Genomic DNA, 21,951 nt, shown 5'->3' with positions numbered 1-21,951 from the left:
TTCTTAGATTTTTACTTCGCCTTCGAACACAGTGATTGCTGGTCCTGTCATGATGACGGGTTGGACCACTTCATTGATGACACCACTCCAAGCAATTTGTAAGTCGCCACCACGGGTGTGCACCTTGACCGGGGAGTCTAACAAGCCACGACGAATGCCTGAGACCACTGCCGCGCAGGCACCTGTGCCACAAGCGAGGGTCTCACCAGCGCCACGTTCATAGACGCGCAATTTGATTTGATTGCGATTGAGAATTTGCATATAACCTGCATTCACTCGTTTGGGAAATGCAGCATCCTTCTCAATTGATGGACCCTCTTCGAGTACGGGTGCGCTATCGACATCACCTACTACTTGAACTGCGTGAGGATTGCCCATCGACACGACGCCGATCCAACTGTCGTGTGCGGCAGGGGTTTTAATAGGTAGCGCGTAGAGTATTTCATGAAACTCTTGTTTACTGGCTAAGACACCCGCATCAAATGGAATCTTGCTATGTTCAAAAATTGGCGAACCCATATCCACTTCCACCTGACCATCCTCATGAGATTGAAGTGTTAGTACGGTATGCGCTACTTCAACGCGTAAGGGATTCTTCGTGGATAGGCCTTGGTCGAGTACAAAGCGTACAAAGCAACGTGAGCCATTACCGCATTGCTCAACTTCACCACCATCAGAATTAAAAATGCGATAACGAAAGTCAGCTTCAGGGCGCGTGGCTTTTTCAACGAGCAATATTTGATCAGCACCAATGCCAAGCTGACGATGAGCTAATTTTTGCCATTGCTCGCGCGTGATATTGCCAAGGTCTTGATCAATCCCATTGAGCACAATGAAATCATTGCCAGCACCATGCATTTTGGTGAAGCGTAATGTGCGCGCGGACTTATTTACATTCGTGCTCAAAAGAATTCCAATTAGTTATAAAGGCTTGGCTCGCCGGACGGCCGATGCTTAAAGCGTTTATGTACCCAATAGTACTCTGCCGGCCTTTCTCGAACAAGGTCTTCAATGTATTTATTCAGGCGTGCAGTATCAGCTTCCACATTATCTGTTGGGAAGTTGGGAAGTGGGGCACTGATATTGCAGATATAGGCTTTACGATCAGGACCCAAAGTGGTGGTCATGAGGCAGACTTCTGCGCCACTGAGTCTAGCTAAGCGCGAGACTGAAGTAATCGTATTGGTTTGAATGCCAAAGAAGGGTACAAAAACAGAGTCGCGTGGACCAAGATCAATATCGGGCGCAATAAAAATAAAGTTCCCCGTTTGAATCTCTCGAATTAAATCACGAAGGCGGCTTTGTCTCTCAATCGATTTGCCCCCGAAACGATTTCTCCATTCAATCATTTTTTGATTGAAGAAGGGGTTCTTCATGTTTTGATAGAGACCAGCACCACGTGGCCAGTCATGCTCACTTGCTAAAACGGAGAGAGCCATAAAGCCACCTTCAAGTCCAACAAAGTGGGGATTAATAAGGAGTCGTGGCTTGCGATCACCTAAAGTAATAGCAGAGTTGATCGTGACGATATCAGTAATTTGTTTGCCACTACCAAGCCAAATACGACTTCTCTCGATTACGCTACGCCCAAATAACTTCCAGTGCTCTAGCGCAAGTGCATCTATTTCATCTTTGCTCAGATTGGGAAAGCACAGACTTAAGTTAGTTGTGACAACCTTGGCACGCTCATTAGGTATGTGTGCTGCTAGCCAGCCGAGAGCATAGCCAGTCTGAATAGTGAGACCATAAGGTAAAAATGCAAACAGGCGTAGTAAGCTCAGCGCTAGAAAATTGAAAACATTTTGTAAGCAGGTCATGAGAATAAATTATAAATTTATTAACTAATTGCTTGGTGGTAGCTCTGCTCCGCTCGGATGTTTGTAGCGGTTATAGGCCCAGATGAATTGATTTGGTGCGACAAGGATTGCATTCTCAATGGCAAGATTGAGTTCAGCCGCCGCTAGTGTGGAGTCTTCAGAAAGCGGCTCTAATCTCTTGGCTTGCATGAGCCAGCCTTTACCCAGCCCTTTACGTTTGGCGGTAAACATGACAACTGGTGTGTTGTTACGATTCGCTAAGCGTGCTGGCAGCGGAGTTGTATACGCTAAGCGCCCAAAGAAGGGTACCCATACGCCCTCACCGCCACTCGGAACTTGATCTGGGAGAATGCCAATCGCTTCTCCACGAGTGAGGGCGCGCGTCATTTGACGAACGCCGTTCAGATTGGTCGGTACGAAGTGCATATTAGGGTAGGCCCGACCCTCTTCCACTACTTCATTGAGCCATTCTTGACGGGAGGGGCGATAGAGGATGGTGGCTGGGAAATGCTGAGCCAATACCCTGGGGATGATTTCAAAGCCACCCAGATGCGGTGTGAGCATGACCAGGCCATGACCTTCATTGATGGCTGCCTCAACTAGATCCCAGTCTTGTATTTCAACCAGGGAAAGTGCTTTTTGGGGATTTCGCCAAATCCACAGGCTATCTGAAAAGAGTTGTCCTGAGGCTGCCACGGCACTCCAGAGTTGGAGTGGTAAATGATGGCTTTTAACAACGGCCTCATATTGAGGGCGAAACAGTGTTCGATATTGCCCCGATCCTAAATAAGCCAAAATTCCCAAAACAGCCCCAATTACCTGAACCAGGAATAAGGGCAAAACTGCAATTGCTGCGAGGGTTAGCTTGAGAAGGAGTTTGCGCACCCTCCAATGATATTCAATGCCAGCGCTAGGGCCAAATTTCCAGCGATGCTTGATGAATAAGGCGTTTTTCGGATAGAATTGAACCATCGCTGAGTTAAGGCAACTTGCAGGGCGATTCATAAATACTGCTAAAGCGTCGCCGTTGTAGTTCCTGGCACGTCGAGTTGTCCCAAAGATCGTGTTAATTTTTAAAGGAATATGCAATGGCAAATGATTACTTCTTTACCTCAGAATCCGTCTCTGAAGGTCACCCCGATAAAGTAGCAGACCAAATCTCTGATGCCATCTTGGATTCGATCCTGGCTCAGGACCCAACTGCGCGTGTTGCTGCGGAAACTCTGTGTAATACCGGGCTAGTAGTTTTGGCTGGTGAGATCACTACAAACGCCAATGTGGATTACATCCAAGTTGCTCGTAATACTTTGCGTGAAATTGGTTACGACAACACTGACTACGGCATCGATTACAAAGGTTGTGCCGTATTGGTCGCTTATGATAAGCAAAGCCCCGACATTGCTCAGGGTGTAGATAAGGCGCATGACGATGGTCTAGACCAAGGTGCTGGTGATCAAGGCTTGATGTTTGGTTATGCCTGCGATGAAACTACAGAGCTCATGCCTCTACCAATTCATTTGTCGCATCGTTTAGTGGAGCGTCAATCTCAATTACGCCGTGATGGCCGTTTGAACTGGTTGCGCCCAGATGCCAAGTCTCAAGTGACCTTGCGTTATGTGGATGGCAAGCCTGATTCAATCGATACCGTAGTTCTTTCAACACAACATGATGAAGATATTTCTCTCGAGAAGTTGCGTGAAGCAGTGATCGAAGAAATCATCAAGCCTGTATTGCCTAAGCATTTGATTAAAGGCGCTATTAATTTCTTGGTGAATCCAACAGGTCGATTTGTTATTGGTGGTCCGCAAGGCGATTGTGGTCTGACTGGTCGTAAGATCATCGTGGATACTTATGGTGGTGCGGCTCCTCACGGTGGCGGCGCATTCTCTGGTAAGGATCCTTCCAAGGTTGACCGTTCTGCTGCCTACGCTGGTCGTTACGTGGCAAAGAACGTAGTTGCTGCAGGTTTGGCAAGCAAGTGTTTAATTCAGATCTCTTACGCAATTGGTGTGGCAAAACCAACTTCAGTGATGGTAAGCACCTTCGGCACTGGCAAGATTTCTGACGAGAAGATTGCGAAACTAGTATCGGAACACTTTGACTTGCGTCCAAAGGGTATCGTCAAGATGTTGAATCTCCTGCGCCCGATTTATCGTAAGACCGCTGCTTATGGGCACTTTGGTCGTGAAGAGCCAGAATTTACTTGGGAGCAGTGCGATAAGGCGCCTGCATTGCGTGCAGCCGCTGGCTTGTAATCTGCCTCCTAAGTAGCAAATTTGCAGTATGTATTTGTATTAAGGCGAAATATGGCGAAATTGATTACAATTTCGCCATACCTTCAAGGAGCGTTGCAAGGAATGCTGAGAACCAGTATTTCCCCAGGCTTGAAGGGAGTGGACTCCTAGGTAATCCCAGAGTTTGCTAATTGCAACTGCGCTCGCTAACCCATGATTCAATGGCTAGCGAGTTTCTACTCCAGCATTGGATCGTATTTAGCTGGAGCATTCATGAGTACCGTTTCCGATTTAAATAACTTTGTAGCAACCCGTTGCGCTATTGCCGACATTTCTTTGGCTGACTTTGGCCGTAAAGAAATCGCCATTGCTGAAACTGAAATGCCAGGCCTGATTGCGATTCGCGATGAGTTTGCAGCGCAACAGCCATTGCGTGGTGCGCGCATCACCGGCTCATTGCATATGACCATTCAAACTGCAGTTTTGATCGAGACGCTTGAGGCGCTTGGCGCTGAAGTGCAGTGGGCATCTTGCAATATTTTCTCTACACAAGACCACGCTGCTGCAGCGATTGCCGCTAACGGCACACCGGTGTTTGCGATCAAGGGCGAAACGCTTGAGCAATACTGGGATTACACCCACCGTATTTTTGAGTGGGCTGATGGCGGCTTCACCAATATGATTTTGGATGACGGTGGCGATGCGACTTTATTATTGCACCTAGGAGCACGTGCTGAAAAAGATCAGGCTTGCTTGAATCACCCAACGAGCGAAGAAGAAACCATTTTGTTTGCAGCCATTAAAAAGAAATTGGCGCAAGATCCAACTTGGTATTCCACTCGTTTGGAAAAAGTTAAAGGCGTTACGGAAGAAACTACTACTGGTGTACATCGCCTCTATCAGATGTTTGCTAAGGGTGAATTAAAGTTCCCGGCTATTAACGTAAATGACTCTGTTACCAAGAGTAAGTTTGATAACCTCTATGGTTGCCGTGAGTCTTTAGTGGATGCGATCAAGCGTGCTACCGATGTCATGGTTGCCGGTAAGGTTGCCGTTGTTTGTGGTTATGGCGACGTAGGCAAGGGCTCGGCGCAAGCTTTGCGCGCTTTGTCTGCTCAAGTTTGGGTGACTGAAGTTGATCCTATCTGTGCCTTGCAGGCAGCAATGGAAGGTTACCGCGTTGTCACAATGGATTACGCTGCAGATAAGGCGGATATCTTTGTTTCAGCAACTGGTAACTACCATGTGATTACACACGACCATATGGTCAAGATGAAGAATCAAGCCATCGTTTGTAACATTGGCCACTTTGATAACGAGATTGATGTTGCTGGTATCGAGAAATACAAATGGGAAGAAATCAAGCCACAAGTAGATCACGTGATTTTCCCGGCAATCAATGGCAATCCTGAGAAGCGCATCATTATCTTGGCCAAGGGCCGCTTAGTTAATTTGGGTTGCGGTACAGGTCACCCATCTTATGTCATGAGCTCTTCATTTGCGAACCAAGTAATTGCGCAGATCGAATTGTGGAATGCCGTTGGTACAGATAAATATCCAGTTGGTGTGTATACCTTGCCTAAGCATTTGGATGAGAAGGTTGCGCGTTTGCAGCTCAAGACATTGAATGCTCAGTTAACTGTATTGTCAGATCAGCAGGCGTCTTACATTGGTGTGACCAAGGAAGGTCCTTATAAGACCGATCACTACCGTTATTAATCAGCTCCTTGCTAGATATTGTTCAATAGAGAAATAGAGACACAGGCCCAAAATCATGGAATTAAGCGTTGAATTCTTCCCTCCAAAAACACCTGAAGGTGAGAATAAGTTACATCTCGTGCGCGAGCGTTTTAGTGAAATGCTCAAGCCTGCTTTTTATTCCGTGACTTTTGGTGCTGGTGGCTCTACTCAATCTGGCACATTAAAAGTGGTGAGCGACATTCATGCTGCAGGTGCAGCGGTTGCTCCCCACTTATCTTGTGTTGGAAGCTCACGTGAGAGCGTGCGCGAGATGTTGAAGCAATACCAAGCTTTAGGTATTAAGCGTATCGTAGCTTTGCGTGGCGACCTACCATCTGGTATGGGTCAATATGGTGAGTTCCATCATGCTAATGAATTGGTTGAATTCATTCGTACAGAAACCGGTGACTGGTTTCACATTGATGTCGCTGCATATCCGGAATGCCATCCTCAGGCTAAGTCACCGGCAACCGATGTGGATTTTTTTGTGCAAAAGATGAAGGCTGGAGCAAACTCCGCAGTCACGCAATATTTTTATAACAGCGATGCCTATTTTCGTTTTGTAGATGAGGCATATGAATTGGGCGTTACTCAGCCGGTTATTGCCGGAATTATGCCGATTACCAATAGCACTCAGTTGCTACGTTTTTCTGATGCCTGCGGCGCAGAGATCCCGCGTTGGATTCGTTTGCGTTTGCAGTCTTATGGTGATGACACTGCCTCTATTCGTGCTTTTGGTGAAGAGGTGGTTACTGATCTTTGCGACCAGCTTCTAGTTGCAGGAGCGCCTGGACTGCATTTCTATTCGCTAAATCAGGCTGATGCCGTTTTAGCCATTGCAGATAATTTAAGCCTCAATCAGTAGTTACTAAGCCTGACTCTGTCAGCATGGCATCTAAAGGCTCATCATGCGTTTGAGCTTGCCACTGTGCATCATCTAACTTTTGCCAATCAAAGCCAATTCCTATACACAGTAAGTTTGGCTTGGCTTTACGCAATTGCGCCAAAGTGCGATCAAAGTAGCCGCCCCCATACCCCAGTCGCCAATGATGGTTTTTATCTCCTGCCTTAGACTGTGACCAGCCAACGCAGGGAATCAAAATACAGTCTGGAATGATTTGAGGTCTGCGGGGGTTATTAGGGTCGGGCTCTAGTACGCCGTGGCGACTTGGAATAAGTAGATCGCCCTCTTGCCAGACATAAAAATCTAAATGTTTATCGGGGCGCGCAAAAGGGAGCGCTAGCACTTTGTCTATCTTAGTGTCCGCCCAAGCTAAAAGAGCCGGCCTGAGGTCAAGCTCATCTTGTATGGGGCAATATAAGGCAACAGATTGAATCTGAGCATCATGCTTGGCCAGTAAATGGGTAAGACTGGTCACAATAGCTTCTTGTACTTTGGCATAGCCTGCGCTACCCACAAACTGTTTTCTTTGGGCTAGTAAGTGCTGCCGTAACGATTTTGGAGAATTGCCGTGCATATCATCCATTATCAGGCGAAAATTAAGAGATATAGTAAATCGATAAGGCAAGATAGTGAAAAAGAGGGTTGATGTTCTTGGTGGCTGGAAAAATACCGTGGGCGGAATTTTATTTTTGGCCCTGCTCATTTCTACGCCCAGCATTTCTGCAGAGAAGGTTAAGAAAACAAGCCCAGCCAAAGAAAGCAGAGTTTCAGCATTTGAAATCACTGAAGGCGACCGCACTTTTATTGAGTTACGCGAGGCAGCCAAACGAAATGATGTTGCTCGAGCACAGACATTAGCAGCCAGCCTCTCCAATTATCCCTATGACGACTACGTAGCCTATTTTCGTATTAAGCCCCAGCTATTTGATAGTGCTGGTGCCGCGCGCGCCGATAGTAATGCGGATTCTCAGGTGGCGACTTTTTTAAATCAATATCAAGGTTCGGCTCTGGCTGATCGGATGCGTAATGATTGGCTGCTCGTTTTGGGTAAGCGAAAAGATTGGTCACGTTTTGATGCTGAATACCCTAAGTTTGTCCTAGATGATGACACTCAGGTGAAGTGCTATTCACTACAGTCAAAACTGGCTCAAGGTGAGAACCCAACCAAAGTAGCAATTGATGCACGCGCAATATTATTGGATCCACGTTATTTCGGTCAGGCTTGCCAAGAATTGGTGCCTGCCTTGGCTGGTGCAGGAGGTATGACACCGAGCGAAGCAAAAGCAATTGGTCGCGCTGCCAGTGAGATGGGTTTTGACACTATGTCACGTCGCTTAGGTGGGGAAGATCCGATTGCCGAGATTGTGAAGGCTGCTAAAGCCGATCCCGCAAAAGCATTTAAAGATTTTTCACAAAATGCATCTCGCTATAGTAAAGAGAATCAGGCTATAGCTTGGGGTGTCATTGGTCAGTTCCTTGCAAAGAAATTAGATCCTAATGCAGATGATGCCTATCGTTTTCAACAAGAGTTAGGTTATAACGAGCTGCTCTCTGCTGAAGGTCAGGAATGGAAGGTCCGTGCAGGCTTGCGCGCTAAGGATTGGACGCTAGTAAAGAATGCGATTGAAGGTATGAATCCTGCGGTTCGCAGTAAAGATCCCGCTTGGACTTATTGGTATGCGCGTGCATTGAAGGTGGATGGACAAAATGAAAAGGCACGCGAGAACCTTGAACTCGTTGCCGATCAATATAATTTTTATGGACAGCTTGCACGAGAGGATTTAGGTAAATCAAATCATGTGCCTGCACGCACTAAGGTTAGTGATGCAGAAATCGAAGCGATGTCTCAGCGTAAAGGCTTTATCAGGGGCGAGCGTTTCTATGCCATGAATTTGCGTTTTGAAGGCAATCGTGAGTGGAACTGGGAATTGCGTAATATGACTGATAAGCAATTGCTGGCATCTGCTGAGTACGCCAAGCGTATTAGTCTATATGACCGTGTTGTCAATACTGCAGACCGCACTAAGCAAGAGCATGACTTCAGTTTGCGTTACCCTACACCCTATCGTGATGAGCTATCGCCGATTGCAAAGCAAATTGATTTGAACTTGGCTTGGACCTATGGGTTGATTCGTCAAGAATCACGCTTCATTATGAATGCCTCCTCTTCTGTGGGCGCATCAGGATTGATGCAGGTGATGCCGAATACAGCAAAGTATGTGGCAAAGAAGATTGGCATGAACTCTTATACTAATGACAAGCTTGCTGATACCAACACCAATCTCACCTTGGGTAGCAATTACTTGAATATGGTCTTGGTAGATCTGGATGGCTCTTGGGTTTTGGCTTCTGCTGCTTATAACGCTGGCCCATCGCGCTCAAAAACTTGGCGGGAAAAGCTGACTAGCCCAACAGAGGGTGCAATTTTTGCTGAAACGATTCCGTTCAATGAAACCCGAACTTATGTAAAAAACGTGTTGGCTAATGCAACATACTATTCATCGGTAATGCATGGTCAGACACAATCTTTAAAACAGCGTTTGGGGGTGATCACTCCTAAGGCGGCAAACGCCTCTGAGTTGCCCTAGTAGTTTAACGAGATGGGATTTTTATGAAATATGACATTCTGTTAATTGGCGGTAACGGTTTTGTAGGCAGAGTTTTGGCTGCCCAATTGCAGGCAGAGGGCTATTCAGTATTGCTACCCACTAGGCACTTGGCATCCGCTCGTGAATTACGCATGTTGCCAAAGATATATTTAGAAGATGCTGATGTGCATGAGTTTGATTCTTTACAAGTGCTTTGCTCACGCATTAAACCTGGTGGTGCAGTGATCAATTTGGTTGGCGTCCTGCATGACAAGCCCGCTGAGCCATACGGAAAAGTATTTAAAGCAGCTCATGTGGAGCTCCCTAAAAATATTATGACCGCCATGCAGTTACATGGTCTTAAGCGTTACCTGCACATGAGTGCATTGGGTGCGGATTCAAATGGCCCATCAATGTATCAGCGCAGTAAGGGCGATGGAGAGGCCGTAGTAAAAGCTAGTAATCTCGACTGGACTATTTTTAGACCCTCAGTCATTTTTGGTGCGCAGGATCAATTTATTAATTTGTTTGCCAAGTTAACGAAATTATTTCCGGTGATGCCTTTGGCAAACTCAGCAGCGCAGTTTCAGCCGGTGAGTGTGGATGATGTGGCCACTGCATTTACAAGGGCTTTAAAAATGCCATCGACGATTCGTCAGTCTTATGATTTAGTAGGGCCCACGGTCTACACCATGAAAGAGATTGTGGAATTTGCTGCGCGTAAAGTCGATACAAAATGCGTGATCATTCCCGTACCGGATTTTGTTGGTTATCTTCAGGCTTTGGCATTTGAGTTTTTACCGGTTCCGACCTTAATGTCACGCGACAATATTGCCTCCATGCAGTTGCCCAATATCCTGCCGCTAAATAGGGTAGATGCCCTGAGTAAAGTTTTTGGCATGAGTCGTCGCACACTAGAAGGCATGAAATAAATCGATGAAGATCTATGCAGTCGGTGGCGCTATTCGGGATACCCTCATGGGTTTGCCGGTGCACGACATTGATTACGTCGTAGTGGGTTCTAGCGTAGAAGAGATGATTGCTCAGGGATATCGTCCTGTAGGCAAAGATTTCCCAGTCTTTCTACATCCTGAGACTCAAGCTGAATATGCCTTGGCTCGTACGGAGCGTAAGACGGGCAAGGGCTATAAAGGCTTTTTGTTTTATGCCGACCCGACTGTCACTCTAGAACAAGACTTAGAGCGGCGTGATCTGACGATTAATGCAATGGCCCAAGAGGTGGGATCTGATGGCAAGTGGGTGGGGCCTATTCTAGATCCCTACAACGGTCAGCACGATTTGGCATCAAAAATTTTCCGCCATGTATCTGATGCGTTTGCAGAGGACCCTTTGCGTCTATTGCGTATCGCTCGTTTCGCTGCCCGCTTTCCGGAGTTCATGGTCGCGCCAGAAACCATGGATGCTTTGCAAGTCATTGTTCGATCTAATGAATTATCAGCACTCTCAGCTGAAAGAATTTGGCAGGAGTTGGCTAGAGGCTTTGCTGCTAGTAAGCCAATGCGAATGTTCCAAGTTTTGTTAGATGCAGACGCAGCTAGAGTGCTGTTGCCGACGAAGCTAGCAAATAATTTAGCTAAAGAAGAATTTCGCGAGCAACTCATTGCACACTTGCATGCAGCAGATAACCGCCTTGAAGATCGCTGCGCTGTTACGCTCATGAACTTGTCTGCTAGTGAAATTCGGTCATGGGCAGCGTCCGTCAAAATGCCAAATGAAGTGCGTGACTTCAGTGAAATATTTAGTGAGCTCTATTTGTTAATTGAGAGTAGGGCAAAGGCTAAAAATAGCGCATTTCAGCCTGCCGATATGTTGACTTGGTTTAATCGTGCGGATGTTTGGCGCAAGCCTGATCGTGGCCAGGCTTTACTGAATTTAGCTAAACGCATCGGCCTGAATGTCGACACTTTAATTTTGGCAATGCAAAATACTCAGGTAATTAATACAGCCGAAATTATTGAAGGGATTCCTGCAGAAGAGCGATCCAATGGTGAAAGTATTCGCCATGCAGTAGATGTCGCAAGACTCTCAGCCATTACTGCAGCATTCACTATTTGATTAACTTAAAGCCGGTTTCTGCCTCGAAGGCCAGGCAAGTCTTCTAATGAATGGTCTGGCAATATGTCAGATAGTTTCTTTGAGAATGCGAAGACCTTAAAGAGCTCACCCATCTCCGCTTCGGACAACAGTTTTTGTAGAGAGTTTGAAATGGGTAAAAAAGTTTCTGGATTGCTGGGGTCGCCAATCTCTAATGCGATATCGCCAATACCCGCATCAAGCAAGTAACTTGCTTGATTGCTGAGATAGACATCATCAACTTCTTCCTCTAGCGCATTGCGCGCAATTTGTGACCACTCCACGTGGGTAGTCACATCACATAGCCCTGGAAGATAAAATGGATCCTGAATTGCATGATGGCGATGGTGTGCCATTAAGGTGCCCTCGAGACGTTGAGGGTGATAGTACTCACTCTCTGGAAACCCATAATCAAATGTGAGGAAGAGGCCAGTATCTAGGTGATTGGCTACTTGGCGCATCCAAGCATTAGCTGGTGCGTGGAGTTCGGAAACGTAGCCTTCAGAAAAACTTCCATTCACCAAGGTTTCTGGAAGTAGGGCTTGTTCAACGGGCCCTCCTATTGACCAAGTAAGTCTGCCATCAACAACGGAAACACCCTGCCAATACCAGAAGCCATTCTGAAAAATGATGGCATCACAAGGAATGGCGTCAATAACTTCGTTAGCCAAAATAATACCTTTGATGTTGCTGGGTAAGGAGCTGAGCCAACGGTATTGGGTGGATAAATTGAGTTCCTTGGAGAGATGTTGAAGTCGCTCTTCTTGCCTTTGGGCTAGGTCGGGTGAGATCTCGATAATGTCGTAGTGATCCAAGGTGAAATCAAGTTCGTGAAGTCGGCTCAGAATGGATTCGGCTAACTTGCCTGTACCGGCGCCAAACTCCAGAATCTGGGTGGGGAGCCCTTGATTCTGAAGACCCTCCAAAATAGGTAGAAGCGTCTCCACAATGGCAGCGCCAAATAGGGGGGAGAGCTCAGGCGCGGTCGTGAAATCACCACCAGCACCCAATTTATGGGCCCCAGCGCTGTAATAGCCCATTGCAGGCTCATAGAGAGCCATTTCCATATATCTTGAAAAGGGTATCCAGCCGCCGTGTGTGGTGATTTCCGCCATTATTTTCTGGCTTAGAAGCTCGGTATGAGCCGTTTCAAGGCTGGTCAAGGTAATATCCATAGCTCGCTAGTCTAAGAGAATTTAGGTAACTTGAGTTCAAACCCACAACCCCAAGAAAACAAAGCAGTTTTAGTGACTGGCGCTGCTAAGCGTCTCGGTCGAGAAATTGCCTTGGAGTTTGCTTGTCAAGGCTGGGATGTCGCCGTCCACTATAGCCAGTCGGAATCCGAGGCTCAAGCTACCGTAGCCCAAATCCACCGGCTAGGGTGTAAAGCCATCGCGTTTAAAGCCGACCTTGCCAGCGAAGCACAAGTGAACTCATTATTTGCCGCAGTTGCTGCCAAGTTCAATAATTTGCAATGCCTGATCAATAATGCCTCGATCTTTGAATATGATCGTGCTAATTCGGATGCTCCACTCAGTAGCAAAACTTTACAAGACCACATGCAGGTCAATTTAGCTGCGCCCATATTGCTATCGCGGTTGATGTTTGACTATCAAAAGGGACAGTCAAAGAAAGTAAGTGAGGGTGATTTATCAATCCCTTCAGTAATTCAGTTGCTTGATCAAAAATTAATTAATCTCAATCCAGATTATTTGTCCTACACATTATCCAAGGCTGCACTCCTCACTTCGGTTGAGATGCTGGCGGTAGATTTTGCTCCACACTTGCGAGTGATTGGTTTAGCCCCCGGTATTACGCTCACTTCTGGTGATCAAACCGACGCAGGTTTCACGAAGGCGCACCAGATGACGCCTTTAGGAAAATCATCAACACCTAGTGATATTGCAAAAGCAGCGGTATTTTTAGCCAGCTCGCATGCGATCACAGGCACAACCTTATATGTAGATGGTGGACAACATCTGCTGCCATCATCGCGCGATGTGATGTTTAAAACAAGCTAAGAATTTAATACAGAATAAAAAGTTAAAAAAAGTAAATAAAAATTATGCAAGCCATTCTTTCTTATCCAGCACTTGCTGATTGCCGCCGCTTATTTCTGCGTGACTATGAAATCTATATCAATATTGGTGTCCATGATTTTGAGAAAAAAGCTGAACAGCGCGTCATTCTCAATGTAGATCTCTATATCCCTCTGAATATGAATACCCCTTCTAAAGATTTATTGGAAGAAGTAGTTGATTATGACTTTATGCGTGAAACCATTAAGGCACGGTCTTCCCAAGGCCATATCCATCTACAAGAAACCTTTTGCGATGACATCGTCAAAGCAATGTTATTGCATCCTAAGGTCATTGCTGCTCGCGTCAGTACGGCCAAGCCCGATGTTTACCCTGATTGTCACTCTGTTGGTGTTGAGGTGTTTCGGATGAAGCAGGCTTAAAGAAACTCGAGAAAAGAATTTAGTAGCTATGAGTGATATTCGCAAAGTCGTCTTAGAAGAAAACAAGCTTGAGAAAAAGCTGTGCCGTTTAGTTGGTCAAGCGATTGGCGACTTTGGCATGATCGAAGATGGCGATAAAGTGATGGTGTGTTTATCTGGCGGTAAAGATAGTTATGCCATGCTCGATATTCTGTTGAAGTTGCGCGAGCGTGCCCCAATTGATTTTGAAATTGTTGCCGTCAACTTAGATCAAAAGCAGCCAGGCTTTCCGGCGGAGATTTTGCCGAATTATTTAAAAGCTTTGGGTATTGAGTACCATATTGAAAATCAAGATACCTATAGCATCGTTAAGCGTGTCATTCCAGAAGGAAAAACTACTTGCGGACTTTGCTCTCGATTACGTCGTGGCATTTTGTATCGTGTAGCAGATGAGTTGGGCGCTACTAAGATTGCCTTAGGACACCATCGTGATGACATCTTAGAGACATTAATGCTCAATATGTTCTTTGCTGGCAAGCTGAAAGGCATGCCACCGAAATTGCGATCTGATGATGGTAAGCACATCGTCATTCGCCCTCTAGCTTACGTTCCTGAAAAGTTACTGGAGCGTTATGCAGTAGACATGAACTTCCCAATTATTCCGTGTAATCTGTGTGGCAGTCAGCCCAATCTTCAGCGTGGCGCCATGAAAGAGATGTTGCGAGAGTGGGAGAAAAAACATCCAGGGCGCGTCGAGAATCTCTTTCGCTCAATGCATCACATCGTGCCATCCCATTTAATGGATGGTGAGGCCTTTGATTTTAAGAATCTCGGGATTTCTACGGAACTATCGGGTATTGCCGCAAGATCCGCTGGCGATAAGGCAATTGACGAGACAGAAATCGATGAAATAGCCTGTGGAACGCTCATGCAGGGGTCTTATAATCCTTCTTTATGAACATCGTTATTTTGGCTGCTGGGCAGGGAAAGCGGATGAAGTCCGCACTACCCAAGGTTCTTCAAACCTTGGCTGGGAAACCCCTTCTCCAGCATGTCCTCAATACAGCATTAGAACTTCAAGGCAAAAGCGCTAAAACTGCTCCGATTGTTGTAGTTGGTCATGGCGCCGCGGATGTTAAAGAATTTCTTCATATCGCCAGCATGCAAGATTCTCGCTTTGGCAAAGTGGGTACAGTATTGCAGGCGGAGCAAAAAGGAACGGGCCACGCTTTATTGCAAGCCTTGCCCAAGTTGGATGTGAATGAACCTACTTTGGTTCTGTATGGTGACGTTCCCCTAACAAGTAAGAAGACGCTCTCTAAATTAGAAAAATTGGCTGATGGTGTGCGCGGTGAAGATTCTGCATTAGCGCTTCTAACTCAAAACCTCAACAATCCAGCAGGCTATGGCCGTATCGTGCGTGATATCGACGGGTCTGTAAAAGAGATTGTTGAAGAAAAAGATGCGTCGCTTGAGCAAAAGCGTATTCAAGAAATCAATACCGGCATCATGGTACTGCCAACCAATTCACTCAAGAAATGGTTAAAGTCTTTGCGTGTAAGTAATGCCCAAGGTGAATATTATTTAACTGATGTGATTGCAATGGCAGTCAAGGATGGTGTTCCTATTCGCACTGCACAAGCTGATAACGAATATGAGACTGTTGGTGTTAATAGTCGCGATCAGTTGGCTGCATTAGAGCGAGTACATCAACTCAATCAAGCACATGTATTAATGGATGCCGGTGTTTCTTTGGCGGATCCAGCGCGGATTGATGTTCGCGGAACTCTAGAGTGCGGTACAGATGTCTTTATTGATGTCGGTTGTGTATTTGAGGGTTGCGTCACTTTGGCTGCAGGAACAAAAGTAGGCCCGTACTGCATTATTCGCAATAGCGTAATTGGTAAGGGCGTCATCATTCACCCATACAGTCATATTGATGGTGCGCAAGTTGGTGCAAATTCACTGATCGGCCCTTATGCGCGTTTGCGCCCTGGCGCAGATTTATCTCACGATGTACATATTGGCAATTTTGTCGAAGTCAAGAACAGTAAGATCGCTGCAAGCAGTAAAGCAAATCACTTGGCTTATGTGGGTGACTCCATCGTGGGCTCCAGAGTCAATATCGGTGCAGGCACAATTACTTGCAATTACGATGGTGTGAATAAACACCAAACCATTATTGAGGACGATGTCTTCATTGGCTCTGATACGCAGCTGGTTGCCCCAGTGCGTGTTGGCCGCGGCGCTACTTTAGGGGCAGGCACGACCCTGACCAAAGATGCTCCACCCAATCAGCTCACGGTATCACGAGCCAAGCAAATCTCTTTACAGTGGCAGCGCCCGGTAAAGAAAGAAAAGAAAGTAGTCACCAAGAAGGTAAGCACCAAAAAATCCGTTAAGGCTAAAAAATAATGTGCGGAATTGTTGGCGCAGCATCGCGTAAGAACATTGTTGAAGTTTTAATTGAAGGCTTACGTCGTCTTGAGTACCGCGGCTATGATTCTTGTGGCTTTGCTGTAATGAATGGTGATGATGCCAAGCATCCGATTGAACGTGCACGCACTACTGCTCGTGTCTCTGAGTTAGCGGAGCAGGGTAAAGAATTTCATGGCACCTTAGGGATTGCGCATACCCGTTGGGCAACGCACGGTAAGCCTGATACACAAAATGCACATCCCCATATTTCTGGGGGATTGATTGCCGTAGTTCATAACGGCATTATTGAAAACTACGAATCACTCCGCGCTGAGCTTAAATCGGCAGGTTATGTATTTACCTCAGAAACGGATACCGAGGTGATTGCGCATTTAATTCATCAAGCTTATATATCTAGCAAACAACAAGATTTAGTCGCTTCAGTCCGTTCTGTGTTGCCAAGACTGCATGGCGCTTATGCGATTGGCGTGATTGCACAAGATCGCCCAAATCTGTTGGTAGGCGCGCGAGTAGGTTCGCCCTTGGTTGTAGCGCTTGGCGAAAATGAGAACTTCCTCGCGTCTGACGCCTTAGCGCTTGCTGGTCGAGCAAACTCCATGATGTATTTAGAGGAGGGCGATCTTGCTGTTCTCAAGGCAGAGAGTGTTGAGATCATTGATCAGGCAGGAAAGACTGCGCAGCGAGATCAAAAACCCATGCCTGCTCAGGCTGATTCAGTAGACCTGGGGCCATATCAGCACTACATGCAAAAAGAAATTTTTGAGCAACCCAGAGCAATTGGTGACACGCTTGCCAATATTGCTAGCTTTGGTCCGGAACTATTTAATGCTGATCCAGAGCAGTGGAAAAAGTTTGATCAAATTTTGATCTTGGCCTGTGGTACTAGTTACTACTCTGCATGTGTTGCTAAATACTGGTTAGAAGATTTAGCCGGCATTCCGACTCAGGTGGAGATCGCTAGTGAATATCGCTATCGCACAACCGTCCCCAATCCCAACACATTAATTGTGGTGGTCTCCCAATCCGGTGAGACTGCAGATACTTTGGCAGCTTTGCGCCACGCACAGTCTTTAGGGCATCAATACACCCTGGCGATTTGTAATGTAGCGAGTAGTGCCATGGTTCGCGAAACGAATTGGAATTTCTTGACTAAGGCCGGTACTGAGATTGGCGTGGCTTCTACCAAAGCATTTACAACTCAGTTAGTCGCCCTTTATCTATTGGCTGTTTCATTGGCTAAGCGCGCAGGAAAAGTAAGCCCCGAACGTGAGAAAGAGCTCTTGCGTGACTTACGCCATTTGCCAAAAGCTTTGCATGCCGTGTTAGCTCTTGAACCTCAGATCATTGCTTGGAGTACAGCATTTGCTAAGTGCGAAAACGCTTTATTCCTAGGGCGCGGCATGCACTATCCGATTGCTCTTGAGGGGGCTCTCAAGCTAAAGGAGATTTCATATATTCATGCCGAAGCCTACCCAGCAGGTGAGTTAAAGCACGGACCCTTAGCGCTGGTTACTGACAAGATGCCGGTGGTCACCGTAGCACCTAAAGATGATCTCTTGGAAAAGCTCAAATCCAATATGCAAGAGGTTAAAGCCCGCGGTGGAAAGCTTTATGTTTTTGCTGACCAGGATTCCGAGATTGCTAGTAGTGAAGGTATCAATGTGATTCGTTTGCCTGAACACTACGGCAATCTTTCGCCAATCTTGCATGTAGTTCCCCTTCAGCTCCTGGCTTATCACACCGCTTGCGCCTTGGATACGGATGTCGATAAGCCACGCAACCTCGCAAAGAGCGTTACCGTGGAGTGATCCCAACGGGGGTAGTAGAGCTTCAAGGTTTTGCTGTCAAATTCGAAGTAGTCATCAAAACTCAATCGCTAATGATTGGGGCTTACTCCGATTATCAAAAGGAGCTCTCAGACAGCATTATTCAAATGAGAGATCAGGAAAAGATGACCTTTAAAAGGATCTCAGAGACTCTTACCCAAAAAGGCTATCGCTCGCCTAGAGGATTCGATTTGAGTGCTGAAAGCGTGTTCTCAGTCTATAAAAAACGCAAAATTAGAGACGCTAGATTAGGTGCTCAGCCAAAACAGTTTGTTACTGGGTTAAGAGTAATTGGATAGTTCCAATTGGAACTTATATCGGATAAGCTCCTAAGTTGATGAAAAAAAAGCCCCCCAGACTCCTTTTTGCGCTCTGGCTATCAATTGCCGTTCATCTTGGGCTAATTCTGTGGTGGGCTACCTATGAGGGCTTTATCTTTGCTAAACCCAAAGATGTAAATCTCAACATTATTGAGGTTCGACTAGAAGATCCTATTGCTAAAAATAGTAATGATCTAAATCCTATTCTAGGAAGCGATAAACAACCGGCATCATTAGCGGCACCATCAGCCCCAACTTCGGAAGAGTGGGCATTCGCATCCAAATACACATTAAAAAATAGCAAAGGATATCGCCACTCTTTCGGTCAGCAAGTACGAAGTCTGATGGGCGCAGCTGTAGAGGGTCCGGACCAAGGGCAAGTCAGATTTAGAATAGAAATTGCTCCAAATGGAACTCTTGTCAAAGTTGAAACGCTTTGGAAAACTTCTGATAAAGCGGAGCAATTGGCTAGAAGGGCGATGAAGTCTATGCCTGCTTTGCCACCCACGCCAACAGGCAAATCACTCATCTTTGAAAGAACGATTTCATTTACGCCATTTGCTACAGATGATGCGCCAGTCTATAGAGACGACTGTCTGCCCGATACACCAGCGTTTAGCAATCCATTTGCCTGGGATGGCAAATCATCCCAAGAAATCAAGAAGAACAAGCCTGCTGAAAAGCTCAGCCCCGAAGCGTTGGCTGAATGCCTAAAGCAGTTACCTCAAGATTCTATTGATGGCATTACTGCTGAAGCTCAACGGCAACTAGACATATGGAGCTCGGGCAAACTTAATCAAAGAAAGTAGGTTTCTATACATACGTGTATGCGTATATATGCGTAATGTCGGTTTAAGCGACATTCCTATAATCGGATAACCCACAACACTAAAGGCTTCTATGGCTTGGATCATTACCAAATACTTATTGACCGCAGGAATAGTTGTATTCATTTCTGAGGTTGCCAAAAGAAGTGATCGACTGGGTGGATTTATTGCGGCATTGCCACTGATGACACTTTTAACTCTAGTGTGGCTTTATTTTGAAAACCAGCCAGAAGAGAAAATAGCCAATCACGCTTATTACACCTTTTGGTACGTGATCCCTACATTGCCGATGTTCTTATTTTTTCCTTATCTTCTGCCACTGATTGGATTTTGGTTGACGTTGGGCGTATGCGTAGTTCTCACCGTACTTCTATTCGGCTTATTTTCTATCTTGATGAAAAACTTTGGACTTAATCTACTGTAATTAAACTTATCGTTCTCAATGGAACCCCTTGAGCGCACGCATAATCTCGGCGTATGATGACTCATCATAAAAAATAAAAATTAAAGAGATCGTTATGGAGACAGCCCAGTTAGATTCAAAACCAAGTTACAGCCTTTGGCAATTAGTCCTCTATATGCTCAAGCTCGGCACTTGGGGCTTTGGTGGTCCTGTAGCTCTAGCGGGCTATATGAATCGTGACCTCGTAGAAAAATATGGGTGGATCACCGAAGCAGACTACAAAGAAGGTATGGCTTTAGCGCAAATGGCACCAGGTCCAATGGCGGCTCAGTTAGCCATTTATATGGGCTATGTTCACTACCGCATTCTGGGGGCAACGCTGGCGGGAATTGCTTTTGTGGTCCCCTCATTTTTAATGGTGGTTGCTCTAGGCTGGGCATATGTTGCTTACGGTGACTTAGCGTGGATGCGCTCCGTGTTTTATGGTGTTGGAGCCGCAGTCATTGGAATCATTGCGATTAGCGCTCAAAAGCTCACTAAGAAAACTGTGGGTAAAGATAAGTTACTTTGGGCAATATTTTTAGTGATGGTAATAAGTACCGTCATCACTCAATCTGAAATTGCTTCTTTGGTATTTGCGGCAGGCTTTATTACCTTATTCGTTAAAGCACCACCTAAATGGTTTAAGAGTGGTGGACTGAATGGACTTGCTGTTACTCAAGTACCAGTATTTACGAGTATTTGGGGTAGCTTCGATTTGTCCTTATTAAGTCAAATAGCTATCTTCTTTACCAAAGCGGGGGCGTTTGTATTTGGTTCAGGCTTAGCCATCGTTCCATTCTTATATGGCGGGGTCGTAGTGGAACATCAGTGGTTAACTGAAAAGCAGTTTGTCGATGCTGTTGCTGTTGCGATGATTACCCCCGGACCTGTAGTCATTACGGTAGGCTTTATTGGCTATCTCATTGCCGGTTTTACAGGTGCCAGTGTTGCGGCATTAGCCACCTTTGTGCCTTGCTACTTGTTTACCGTTATCCCAGCGCCGTACTTTAAGAAGTATGGCAAGAACCCAAGTCTGATTGCTTTTATTGACGGAGTAACTGCCGCCGCAGTTGGCGCAATTACAGGTTCAGTCATTGTGATTGCTCAGCGCTCCATTGTGGACGTTCCGACTGCTGTATTGGCTATTGTGACTACTGTATTACTGTGGAAATATAAGAAGTTAACTGAGCCAGTGGTTGTTATTGCTGCCGCTGTTGCTGGAATGATTCTTTATCCAATGTTTCATTAATTGATAGAATTTCAAATGAAGAAAATTATTTCCTTAGCCTTACTAACCCTGTTCGCATCTACAGCCAGTATTGCTCAAGAAGATCGCAAAATTGAGCAAGCTATTAAACATCGCAAAGCCGCCTTTACATTAATGGCGACTTACTGGAGTCGCATTCTTCAGACGGTAGATGGCTCGAGACCATATGACCCAAATGCGGTCATTGTGGATGCCAAAAAGGTGGAGTACCTCAGCCAGTTACCTTGGGAAGGTTTTGTGGCGGGTAGTGAGAGGGGTGACACCAAAGCTAAAGATGATATTTGGCTAGAGGAAGACCAATTTAAGAAGATGGCTAAAGATCTAGAGACAAAAACAGTGAATCTAGTAAAGGTCGCAGAACTCAAGGACCAAAAGAAGTTAAAAGTTGCGTTTGAGCAGGCAAGAGATAGCTGTAATGCGTGTCATAAAGAGTTCAGAAAGAAATAACTAGTGACCCCCGTTCAGAACTCGGACGTTACGGTCGAGTAATTTATTGCGGGGGGGGTAGTGCTTCCTCCATTTAATGAGTTATTGCAATTAGTACGAACTAGTACTAAAATAGTACGCATACAGACTAAATTGAGGTAAACCTATGAATCATCTATCGCTTGTTAAGGAGTTGGTTCAGGCATACCAGGCATTTGAGGCACATTCGGCTGCACATATCAAGGAGATGGGTTTAACCATGACTCAGTTCGATATTATTGCGACCCTAGGTAATCAGCCGCCGATGACCTGTAAGGAGTTGGGTGAAAAGACGCTGATTTCTAAAGGAACCATGACGGGTGTCCTGGAAAGACTTGAGGCTAAAGGGCTCATCGAAAAATTGATGAATGACGAAGATGGCCGTAGCTACAAGATTGGCCTCTCAAAAACAGGTGATAAATTATTTAAGAAGGTATTTCCGGAGCATGTTGAGCATCTCGGCAAAGCTTTCAGAAAGCTCAGCAAGCAAGAATTAGAACAAGCGGTAACAGTTTTAAAAGAAGTTAAAGCAATATTTAACTAAA

21 protein-coding genes and 1 riboswitch are annotated in these 21,951 nt (G+C 45.8%); of the genes, 16 read left to right on the top strand and 5 right to left on the bottom strand.

Annotated elements, in window-relative coordinates:
- Window positions 1–3 precede the first annotated feature (3 nt).
- From dapF to ICN27_RS10100, 3 genes are read right to left on the bottom strand one after another with little or no spacing between them, the layout of a single operon-like run.
- Complete coding sequence (dapF, locus tag ICN27_RS10110) at window positions 4–858, bottom strand: diaminopimelate epimerase (protein WP_216269956.1); 855 nt, start codon at window positions 856–858, stop codon at window positions 4–6.
- Window positions 859–917: 59 nt separating this feature from the next.
- On the bottom strand, window positions 918–1,817 hold the full coding sequence (locus tag ICN27_RS10105; RefSeq protein WP_216269918.1) for a lipid A biosynthesis acyltransferase: 900 nt from the start codon (window positions 1,815–1,817) through the stop codon (window positions 918–920).
- A gap of 24 nt (window positions 1,818–1,841) precedes the next feature.
- Window positions 1,842–2,912 carry a lysophospholipid acyltransferase family protein gene (locus ICN27_RS10100; protein WP_216269917.1) on the bottom strand — a complete coding sequence of 357 codons (1,071 nt, stop codon included), beginning with the start codon at window positions 2,910–2,912 and terminating at the stop codon, window positions 1,842–1,844.
- On the opposite strand from ICN27_RS10100, the gene metK reads away from it, so the two are divergent.
- The 3 genes from metK (at window position 2,906) to metF (ending at window position 6,656) form a co-directional block, all read left to right on the top strand.
- Window positions 2,906–4,072 carry a methionine adenosyltransferase gene (metK, locus tag ICN27_RS10095; RefSeq protein ID WP_215308585.1) on the top strand — a complete coding sequence of 389 codons (1,167 nt, stop codon included), beginning with the start codon at window positions 2,906–2,908 and terminating at the stop codon, window positions 4,070–4,072. The genes ICN27_RS10100 and metK overlap by 7 nt on opposite strands.
- Window positions 4,073–4,151: 79 nt before the next feature.
- A riboswitch (S-adenosyl-L-homocysteine riboswitch) is annotated at window positions 4,152–4,263 on the top strand.
- 61 nt (window positions 4,264–4,324) lie between these two features.
- Complete coding sequence (gene ahcY, locus ICN27_RS10090; RefSeq protein ID WP_215308584.1) at window positions 4,325–5,770, top strand: adenosylhomocysteinase; 1,446 nt, start codon at window positions 4,325–4,327, stop codon at window positions 5,768–5,770.
- Between the two features lie 55 nt (window positions 5,771–5,825).
- The gene (gene metF / locus ICN27_RS10085; RefSeq protein ID WP_215308583.1) at window positions 5,826–6,656 is read left to right on the top strand and encodes a methylenetetrahydrofolate reductase [NAD(P)H]; all 831 of its coding nucleotides are present in this window, start codon (window positions 5,826–5,828) and stop codon (window positions 6,654–6,656) included.
- Here the strand turns inward: metF and ICN27_RS10080 are convergent.
- Window positions 6,646–7,269: a 5-formyltetrahydrofolate cyclo-ligase gene (locus ICN27_RS10080; protein WP_255535108.1), complete on the bottom strand. Its 624-nt coding sequence runs from the start codon at window positions 7,267–7,269 to the stop codon at window positions 6,646–6,648. The genes metF and ICN27_RS10080 overlap by 11 nt on opposite strands.
- Before the next feature lie 55 nt (window positions 7,270–7,324).
- On the opposite strand from ICN27_RS10080, the gene ICN27_RS10075 reads away from it, so the two are divergent.
- Genes ICN27_RS10075 through ICN27_RS10065 form a run of 3 tightly spaced genes read left to right on the top strand, consistent with a single transcriptional unit; the run spans window position 7,325 to window position 11,359 of the window.
- On the top strand, window positions 7,325–9,283 hold the full coding sequence (locus ICN27_RS10075; protein WP_370624505.1) for a transglycosylase SLT domain-containing protein: 1,959 nt from the start codon (window positions 7,325–7,327) through the stop codon (window positions 9,281–9,283).
- Window positions 9,284–9,306: 23 nt separating this feature from the next.
- The gene (locus ICN27_RS10070; RefSeq protein WP_216269915.1) at window positions 9,307–10,215 is read left to right on the top strand and encodes a complex I NDUFA9 subunit family protein; all 909 of its coding nucleotides are present in this window, start codon (window positions 9,307–9,309) and stop codon (window positions 10,213–10,215) included.
- 4 nt (window positions 10,216–10,219) lie between these two features.
- Window positions 10,220–11,359, top strand: coding sequence for a polynucleotide adenylyltransferase (locus ICN27_RS10065; RefSeq protein ID WP_216269914.1), 1,140 nt, complete (start codon window positions 10,220–10,222; stop codon window positions 11,357–11,359).
- A gap of 5 nt (window positions 11,360–11,364) precedes the next feature.
- On the opposite strand, the gene ICN27_RS10060 is transcribed toward ICN27_RS10065, so the two are convergent.
- The gene (locus tag ICN27_RS10060) at window positions 11,365–12,552 is read right to left on the bottom strand and encodes a class I SAM-dependent methyltransferase (RefSeq protein ID WP_216269913.1); all 1,188 of its coding nucleotides are present in this window, start codon (window positions 12,550–12,552) and stop codon (window positions 11,365–11,367) included.
- Window positions 12,553–12,582: 30 nt separating this feature from the next.
- Here ICN27_RS10060 and ICN27_RS10055 point away from each other — a divergent pair, with 30 nt between their 5' ends.
- The 10 genes from ICN27_RS10055 (at window position 12,583) to ICN27_RS10010 (ending at window position 21,950) form a co-directional block, all read left to right on the top strand.
- Entirely contained in the window at window positions 12,583–13,398 is an 816-nt protein-coding gene (locus ICN27_RS10055; RefSeq protein ID WP_216269912.1) for an SDR family oxidoreductase, read from the top strand.
- A gap of 44 nt (window positions 13,399–13,442) precedes the next feature.
- Entirely contained in the window at window positions 13,443–13,838 is a 396-nt protein-coding gene (locus ICN27_RS10050) for a dihydroneopterin aldolase (protein WP_216269911.1), read from the top strand.
- A 28-nt stretch (window positions 13,839–13,866) separates the two neighbouring features.
- Entirely contained in the window at window positions 13,867–14,775 is a 909-nt protein-coding gene (gene ttcA / locus ICN27_RS10045; RefSeq protein WP_216269910.1) for a tRNA 2-thiocytidine(32) synthetase TtcA, read from the top strand.
- Complete coding sequence (gene glmU / locus ICN27_RS10040) at window positions 14,772–16,232, top strand: bifunctional UDP-N-acetylglucosamine diphosphorylase/glucosamine-1-phosphate N-acetyltransferase GlmU (protein WP_215308575.1); 1,461 nt, start codon at window positions 14,772–14,774, stop codon at window positions 16,230–16,232. Before ttcA ends, glmU begins: the two co-directional genes overlap by 4 nt.
- Window positions 16,232–18,064 carry a glutamine--fructose-6-phosphate transaminase (isomerizing) gene (gene glmS, locus ICN27_RS10035; RefSeq protein WP_216269909.1) on the top strand — a complete coding sequence of 611 codons (1,833 nt, stop codon included), beginning with the start codon at window positions 16,232–16,234 and terminating at the stop codon, window positions 18,062–18,064. The genes glmU and glmS overlap by 1 nt, the downstream gene beginning before the upstream one ends.
- Before the next feature lie 355 nt (window positions 18,065–18,419).
- Window positions 18,420–19,211 (top strand): energy transducer TonB, encoded by a 792-nt coding sequence (locus ICN27_RS10030; protein WP_216269908.1) that lies wholly within the window; start codon window positions 18,420–18,422, stop codon window positions 19,209–19,211.
- Between the two features lie 91 nt (window positions 19,212–19,302).
- The gene (locus ICN27_RS10025; protein WP_216269907.1) at window positions 19,303–19,653 is read left to right on the top strand and encodes a DUF3147 family protein; all 351 of its coding nucleotides are present in this window, start codon (window positions 19,303–19,305) and stop codon (window positions 19,651–19,653) included.
- A gap of 94 nt (window positions 19,654–19,747) precedes the next feature.
- Window positions 19,748–20,923, top strand: coding sequence for a chromate transporter (locus ICN27_RS10020; protein ID WP_216269906.1), 1,176 nt, complete (start codon window positions 19,748–19,750; stop codon window positions 20,921–20,923).
- 15 nt (window positions 20,924–20,938) lie between these two features.
- Window positions 20,939–21,388, top strand: a complete 450-nt coding sequence (locus ICN27_RS10015) for a cytochrome c (RefSeq protein ID WP_216269905.1) — start codon at window positions 20,939–20,941, stop codon at window positions 21,386–21,388.
- 145 nt (window positions 21,389–21,533) lie between these two features.
- Window positions 21,534–21,950, top strand: coding sequence for a MarR family winged helix-turn-helix transcriptional regulator (locus ICN27_RS10010; RefSeq protein WP_216269904.1), 417 nt, complete (start codon window positions 21,534–21,536; stop codon window positions 21,948–21,950).
- Window position 21,951: the final 1 nt, after the last annotated feature.

The organism is Polynucleobacter sp. Nonnen-W13, from assembly GCF_018881735.1.
GTDB lineage: Bacteria > Pseudomonadota > Gammaproteobacteria > Burkholderiales > Burkholderiaceae > Polynucleobacter.
Note: the sequence above shows the minus strand (reverse complement) of the source record. Positions and strands in the feature narration are given on the sequence as shown.

What these genes read in the sequence shown, in the direction of transcription:
- dapF (WP_216269956.1), bottom strand. Translation starts at nt 858, where the DNA reads ATGCATGGTGCTGGCAATGATTTCATTGTGCTCAATGGGATTGATCAA.
- ICN27_RS10105 (WP_216269918.1), bottom strand. Translation starts at nt 1,817, where the DNA reads ATGACCTGCTTACAAAATGTTTTCAATTTTCTAGCGCTGAGCTTACTA.
- metK (WP_215308585.1), top strand. Translation starts at nt 2,906, where the DNA reads ATGGCAAATGATTACTTCTTTACCTCAGAATCCGTCTCTGAAGGTCAC.
- ahcY (WP_215308584.1), top strand. Translation starts at nt 4,325, where the DNA reads ATGAGTACCGTTTCCGATTTAAATAACTTTGTAGCAACCCGTTGCGCT.
- metF (WP_215308583.1), top strand. Translation starts at nt 5,826, where the DNA reads ATGGAATTAAGCGTTGAATTCTTCCCTCCAAAAACACCTGAAGGTGAG.
- ICN27_RS10080 (WP_255535108.1), bottom strand. Translation starts at nt 7,269, where the DNA reads ATGCACGGCAATTCTCCAAAATCGTTACGGCAGCACTTACTAGCCCAA.
- ICN27_RS10070 (WP_216269915.1), top strand. Translation starts at nt 9,307, where the DNA reads ATGAAATATGACATTCTGTTAATTGGCGGTAACGGTTTTGTAGGCAGA.
- ICN27_RS10065 (WP_216269914.1), top strand. Translation starts at nt 10,220, where the DNA reads ATGAAGATCTATGCAGTCGGTGGCGCTATTCGGGATACCCTCATGGGT.
- ICN27_RS10060 (WP_216269913.1), bottom strand. Translation starts at nt 12,552, where the DNA reads ATGGATATTACCTTGACCAGCCTTGAAACGGCTCATACCGAGCTTCTA.
- ICN27_RS10050 (WP_216269911.1), top strand. Translation starts at nt 13,443, where the DNA reads ATGCAAGCCATTCTTTCTTATCCAGCACTTGCTGATTGCCGCCGCTTA.
- ttcA (WP_216269910.1), top strand. Translation starts at nt 13,867, where the DNA reads ATGAGTGATATTCGCAAAGTCGTCTTAGAAGAAAACAAGCTTGAGAAA.
- glmU (WP_215308575.1), top strand. Translation starts at nt 14,772, where the DNA reads ATGAACATCGTTATTTTGGCTGCTGGGCAGGGAAAGCGGATGAAGTCC.
- glmS (WP_216269909.1), top strand. Translation starts at nt 16,232, where the DNA reads ATGTGCGGAATTGTTGGCGCAGCATCGCGTAAGAACATTGTTGAAGTT.
- ICN27_RS10030 (WP_216269908.1), top strand. Translation starts at nt 18,420, where the DNA reads ATGAAAAAAAAGCCCCCCAGACTCCTTTTTGCGCTCTGGCTATCAATT.
- ICN27_RS10025 (WP_216269907.1), top strand. Translation starts at nt 19,303, where the DNA reads ATGGCTTGGATCATTACCAAATACTTATTGACCGCAGGAATAGTTGTA.
- ICN27_RS10020 (WP_216269906.1), top strand. Translation starts at nt 19,748, where the DNA reads ATGGAGACAGCCCAGTTAGATTCAAAACCAAGTTACAGCCTTTGGCAA.
- ICN27_RS10015 (WP_216269905.1), top strand. Translation starts at nt 20,939, where the DNA reads ATGAAGAAAATTATTTCCTTAGCCTTACTAACCCTGTTCGCATCTACA.
- ICN27_RS10010 (WP_216269904.1), top strand. Translation starts at nt 21,534, where the DNA reads ATGAATCATCTATCGCTTGTTAAGGAGTTGGTTCAGGCATACCAGGCA.